General features: G+C 70.8%; 4 protein-coding genes. 2 read left to right on the top strand and 2 right to left on the bottom strand.

Annotated elements, in window-relative coordinates; genetic code table 11:
- The first annotated feature begins 36 nt into the window (after positions 1–36).
- Entirely contained in the window at positions 37–1,455 is a 1,419-nt protein-coding gene (locus tag FNQ90_RS10465; RefSeq protein WP_182606119.1) for a condensation domain-containing protein, read from the top strand.
- Here the strand turns inward: FNQ90_RS10465 and FNQ90_RS10460 are convergent.
- Complete coding sequence (locus FNQ90_RS10460) at positions 1,440–1,772, bottom strand: hydroxyisourate hydrolase (protein ID WP_182606118.1); 333 nt, start codon at positions 1,770–1,772, stop codon at positions 1,440–1,442. The genes FNQ90_RS10465 and FNQ90_RS10460 overlap by 16 nt on opposite strands.
- A gap of 273 nt (positions 1,773–2,045) precedes the next feature.
- Between FNQ90_RS10460 and FNQ90_RS10455 the strand changes: the two genes are divergently transcribed.
- The gene (locus FNQ90_RS10455) at positions 2,046–2,240 is read left to right on the top strand and encodes a hypothetical protein (protein WP_182606117.1); all 195 of its coding nucleotides are present in this window, start codon (positions 2,046–2,048) and stop codon (positions 2,238–2,240) included.
- 154 nt (positions 2,241–2,394) lie between these two features.
- On the opposite strand, the gene FNQ90_RS10450 is transcribed toward FNQ90_RS10455, so the two are convergent.
- Entirely contained in the window at positions 2,395–5,541 is a 3,147-nt protein-coding gene (locus FNQ90_RS10450) for an AfsR/SARP family transcriptional regulator (protein WP_182606116.1), read from the bottom strand.
- Positions 5,542–5,816 lie beyond the last annotated feature (275 nt).

Genomic DNA, 5,816 nt, shown 5'->3' with positions numbered 1-5,816 from the left:
GCCCACACTCCTGCCCCGACCCACCCCGGAGGGACCATGTCCGCCGACGCTCCGCTCACCTACGGGCAGCTGTCGACCTGGCGATCGATCGAGACCTTCGGCGAAGACCGCCTGATGGAGGTGAACGTCCCCGCGCTCTGGGATGTCACCGGCCTCGGCGAGGCGGAGGTGGTCAGGGGCCTACGGCTGCTGACCGCCCGCCAGGAGGCGCTGCGCACCACCTTCCACACCGATACCGGGGGCCGGCCGGTCCAGCGAGTCCACGACGATGTCCCGCTGCGGTTGGAGCGGGTGGAACTGTCCCAGCCGGACGCGGACGCCGCACTCGGCGTGCTGCGCGATCTCTACGCCCGGCCGTTCCCGGTCACCGGCGACCCCGGCTGGCACGCGGTGCTGATCAACTGCGCGGGCCGGCCGGCCCGACTGGCGGTCTCGATGTCCCATCTGGTGGTGGACGTCTGGGCGGTCCGCGCACTGGAGGGGCAGCTGCGCCGGGCACTGGCGGGTGAGGAGTTCCCCGCCCCGACGCCGCGCGCGCTGGCGGCGCTCCAGCACGGCGAGTCGTGGGCGTCCCGGCGGCGCGGAGCCGAGAAGTACTGGCGGCGAGTGCTCGCCGAGGGTCCGTCCCACAATCTGCCGCTCCCCCGCTCCGGCCCGGGCGCTCGGCGGGTCCAGGCGACGCTGCGCTCCGCCGGTCTGGCCGCGCTGTTGGCGCGCGCCGAGCGGGAAATGAAGGTCTCCCAGCAGAGCTTGCTCACCGCGCTGACGGCGGCGGCCGTCGCCGCCCTGCTGGACCGGGACCGGGTGGTGCTGAGCGTGATGTGCGCCAACCGTTTCGACCCGGTCTTCAAGTCACTGGTCAGTACGCTGAACCAGCTGGTGCCGCTGCCCTGCGCGGTGGACCGGGACGCCGAACTCCCCGCGTTCGCCCGCCGGGTCCACCTCAACACGCTGCTCTCCTACCGGCACGGCTGTTACGACGTGGACAACGTCGCCCGACTCATCGCCGAACCGGCCTCCCCCGACCGCACCACCTTCCGGCACGACTGCTGGTTCAACTATGTGACGACACCCGCGCCGCCGGATCCCGTGCCGCCGGGCGTGGCGGCCGGCGGGGTGCCGGACGCCGAATTGGAGTGGTCGCTACCGCCGCGGAACGCCGGACACCCCTTCTATCTGCGGGTCAACGGCGACGGCGCCACCCGGTTGGAGATGACCCTGCGCACCGATCCGGAACTGGTCCCGCCTGCGGCGATCCCCACCCTGCTGCGCACCATCGCCGCCGGTGCCCGGCGACTGCTGCACGACCCGGGAGGCACGGTCGGCGCACTCGCCGACACCGCCGGCCTCGACCCGCTGGGAGCCGACCTCTTCCCCCCCACCGTCCCGCCCGGTCCCGCGCCCCTGCCCACCGGCTCGGAGGCGGCGCTCGAATCGGTTCAGCTGCCGCGATAGACGAGGACCGAATGCGCGGAGACCGCCACCGCCAACACCAGGCCCGGTTCGGACTCCGAGAGCCGGAACTCCACCACCGCGCGGGGGAAGAGTGGCACCGCGCCGAGGATCGCGTAATAGGCGTCGATGTCGCAGACGAGCTGGTAGAGCGCGGGAGCGCATTGTCCGGCCGGCAGCACGGTCAGCCGGCCGTCCTCGCCGGTCAACCCGCGGGCGACGTCCTGCCACCCGTCCTCGGTGTGCCGGCGCACCAGCACATCCACGTCCGTGGCGGGAACGCCGAAGGAATGATCCAGGATCTGGACTGTGAGGCTCATGGGGTCACCGTCTCCGCGGGGGCGTGGCCGGACGCTCCCGGTACGGCGCGCCGCTGACGAGCGTGAACCGTCCCGCTGTCACTCGGCCATCGTTCCGCTGTCATCGCGTGGTCGGCCGTGCACCACAGGCCGACCCGGGGGAAACCGAACGGTCAGTGGGATCGACAGTGGGTTGGGGGCGACTCGAAAGCGGTCTGCCCAACCATCGGAACATCGAAGCCGCCGGGGTCACCAGCCACCGGAGGCACCACTCGGTCAGAAGGAGATGCCGCCATGGTTCACACCGTCCGCCGCCTCACCATCACCGGCGCCCTGCTCGTCGCACTCCTCGGGGCGGGCACGTCGGCCGGCATCGCCCACGCGGCCAGCGGCCCCGACAGCGGCACGGACGTGAGCCCCACCGACACCATCGGGGACCGGCCCGCTCCGTGCCCGGAGCCCGAGCCGGACAACACCATCTGGGACTGACCTTGCCGCTCTCCCCGCACCATGGCCCCACCGCCGGGGAGTCGGACAGCGTCACCATCCCGGGGCCCGCCGGACTCCGGAGCTGCCCGCGGCCCGCGGGGCCCCTCTCGCTGTTCCGCGCCGCACGGCCTCGCCAACCGGGCCCGGCCCGGAATCACTCCGTCATCGCGCCCGTCGGGGGGTCCGCCGGTTCCAACAGCCGGGCGATCTCATCCTCCAGCGAAGTGCGCCCACCCCCGGTGTTCACCGCGCGTAACATGCTCCGCGCGGTCCGCCAGTCGTCACGCGCCGAATCCCCGTCGCCGCGCATCGCGTGCACCCGGCCACGGAGCACCACGGCGCGAGCCCGCTGGAGTGGCGCGCCGATCTCCTCGAACCCGCGCAGCGCCCGCTGCGCGTACTCCAACGCCGCCGCCGGATCGCTCGCCAACAGCACCTCACCCAGTGCCTGTGCCACATGGCTCTCCGCCATCCGCGCTCCGGACGAACCCGCCGTTGCCAATGCCTGCTCCAGGAGCCGGGCGGCGGCGCCGAGCCGACCACGGCGACGCTCCACCGCGGCCAGACCGAGCAGGGCGTAGCACTCCCCCACCCGATCCCGGGAGTCCCGCACACTCTCCAGCACCGAACCGTATGCCGTCTGTGCCTCGTCCAGCCGACCCGCCAGCAGGTGGAGTTCCCCCATCCGGTTCTCCACCTGGGCGGAGACCCGCCGATTGCCGACGGTGCGGCAGATCAGCTGCGCCCGGCTCAGCAGCTTCAACGCGCCGTCGGCGTGCCCGCTGTCGAGCCACATCCGCGCCAGGTTGTGCAGCACATGGGCCTCGGCGATCCGGTCGCCGACCAGCTGGAAAGTATCCAGACTGCTCTCCCAGCGCCGCTGGGCGGAGACCAGATCACCCGAGAGCCGGTCCAGGTACGCCATGTTGCGCAGTACCAGTGCCGCTCCGTGCTCGTCGCCGGACCGTTCGTAGAGGGTGTACGCCTGGTCGAACTGCCGCCGCGCGGGCACCGTGGACTGCTCGAACATGTGAAGGGAGCCCAACGAGTACCGCATCGCCGCCTCACCGCGCTCGTCCCCCGCCCGGCAGGCCGCCTTCAGCGCCACCTCGTGGGTCTCACGCCAGTCGTCGAAGTAGCAGTGCGCCTCGAAGAGGGTCACCGCGCTGAGCGCCAGGTCCCAGCTGTGCTCGACCAGTCCGGAGACCGCGGCCTGACGAACCGCTGCCACGATCGAGGTCCGCTCCTGCTCGTACCAGCTCAGCGGGTTCGCCAGCAGTCTCCCCACCAACCGGTCGGGAAGCCGCCAGCGGCTCGCCGAACTGCGACGTTCCAAAAAACCGCCTGCGTACTCCCGACGGTGGGCCTCGCCGGTCAGCGACAGCAGCGAGCCGAGCCACCGTTCCAACGCTGCGGTGCGCTCCTCCGCGCTCTCCTCCACCAGTCGCTCCTGGGCGAACGGGCGCATGATGTCGTGGAAGCTGTATCGCACCTGACCGCCGGGCACCGGGGTCGCGTCGATCAGGTACGCCTCGGTCAGTACCTCCAGGGCCTCGTGCGCCCGGGCCGCGTCGACCTCCAACAGCGGGGAACCGACCCAGGCCGCGAAGCTCGGCACGTCCAGTAGTGCCAGCCGGCGGAAGAGCAGCCGGGCGTCGTCGGGGAGGCTGTCGTAAGTGAGCGAGATACTCGCCCGGACCGTCATCTCGCCGTGGCCCAACTCGTCGAGCCGCCGCGACTCGTCGTACAGCCGGTCCACCAGATCGGCGACGGTCCAGTGTGGTCGGGCCGCCAGCCGTGCCGCGCAGATGCGCAGCGCCAGGGGCAACCGACCGGAGAACCGGCAGAGGTCGGCGACCCCCTCCGGGTCGGCGGCGACCCGCTCCTCCCCGACGAAACGGGTGAGCAGGTCGATCGCGCCGGGTTCGCTGAGTGCGCCCAACTCCACCCGGCCACGGGCGGGCAGGCCGGTCAGCCGCCGACGGCTGGTGACCAGCACCGCGCAACCGGCGGTACCCGGCAGCAGACAGTTCACCTGACGTTCGGTCATGGCGTCGTCGAGCACGATCAGCAGCCGCCGGTCACCGACCAGGTCGCGGAAGAGCTCGGCGCGCTCGTCGAGGGTGCGCGGCAGATTGGGACCACTGACGCCGAGCGCGCGCAGAAAGCGTTCCAGGATGTCGGAAGGACTCACCGGCCCGTTGCCGGTGCGGAGTTCGGCGAAGAGCTGTCCGTCCGGATACCGGTCGGCCAGCCGGTGGGCCGTGTGTACCGCGAGGGTGGTCTTGCCCGCGCCACCCGGTCCCACGATGACGGAGATCGGTACGGCTCGGTCGGTGTTCCCCTCCCCCCGGCTCAGCTGCTCCAGTACCGAGGCGACGACCTCCTCACGCCCGATGAAGTCCGGTATGGCTGTGGGCAACAGGCTCGGGGTGCGCTGCATCGGCTCCGGATCCGGCGCAGGCAGCGGAACCCGGACGGCGGCGCTCGATTCGGGGACGGTATGGGCCGATTCCGCTGCGGTCGGCTCGGTCTCCGAATCCTCCGGGGCGGACGGCACGCTCTCATCCCGCGTCCGGGAGACGGCGGCCGGCGGGGTGAACCGTGGCGCCCGGTAGGCCCCGGAGAGCAACGCCTCGTGTAAATCCCGGAGTTCACCACCGGGCTCGATGCCCAGTTCGTCACGGAGTACCCGCCGTGCGGCGCGGTAGGCGTCCAGCGCCTCGGCCTGCCGACCGGCCGAGTGCAGGGCGGTCATCAGCAGTGCCCAGAAGTGCTCATGCAGCGGACGGTCGGCGACCAAGGTACGCAACTCACCTATGACCTCGTGGTGTTCACCGGCGAGCAGGGCACACTCCAGGGACTCGCCGATCACGGTGAGACGCCGCTCGTCGAGGTGGTTGACGCCGCGCCGCAGCAGAGTGCTGTCGATATCGGCCAGCGGGGGCCCACGCCACAGATCGAGCGCCAACCGCAACAACCGGACGGCTTTCGGCGGATCGCCCCCGGCACGGGCCAGCCGTCCCTCGCGCGCCTTTTCCTCGAACCGATGAAGATCAAAAAAGTGTTCGCCGAGATGGATCACGTATCCGGGACGACGGGTCTCGATCGGGTCGACTCCGCAGGCCGCGACGGTGCGGCGGCGCAGGGCGGAAATGCAGAACTGGACCTGACCACGGGCGGTGGCCGGCGGGTCCTCGCCCCAAACGGCGTCGATCAACCGGTCGATCGGGACGACGTGCTCGGCCTCCAGCAACAGCGTGGACAGAACCGTTCGTTCGCGGGAGCCCCCCAGATACACGGAGCGCCCACCGCATGAGACGTCGAGGTGTCCAAGTATGCGGAATTCCACCCGCGCTCCCTGTCGAAGTTCCACACGACGGAAGTTGACCCTCCATATGGATGAAGGTTGTGTTTGCCCTGCACATGCTAACCCAGATGATTGAATCATGTGATGTCTCAGGACATCGAGGACGCCCGAACCTACAGGTTTGTAGGTTCGGGCGTTCGTCATTTTGGGGTGGGGCCTGGTGGGCGGCCGGTGCGCTGGTAGATGACGGTGGGGTCGAGGACCAG

Origin of the sequence: Streptomyces alkaliphilus (genome assembly GCF_014141535.1) — a bacterium.
GTDB lineage: Bacteria > Actinomycetota > Actinomycetes > Streptomycetales > Streptomycetaceae > Streptomyces > Streptomyces alkaliphilus.
This window is presented reverse-complemented; position numbering and strand designations above follow the sequence as displayed.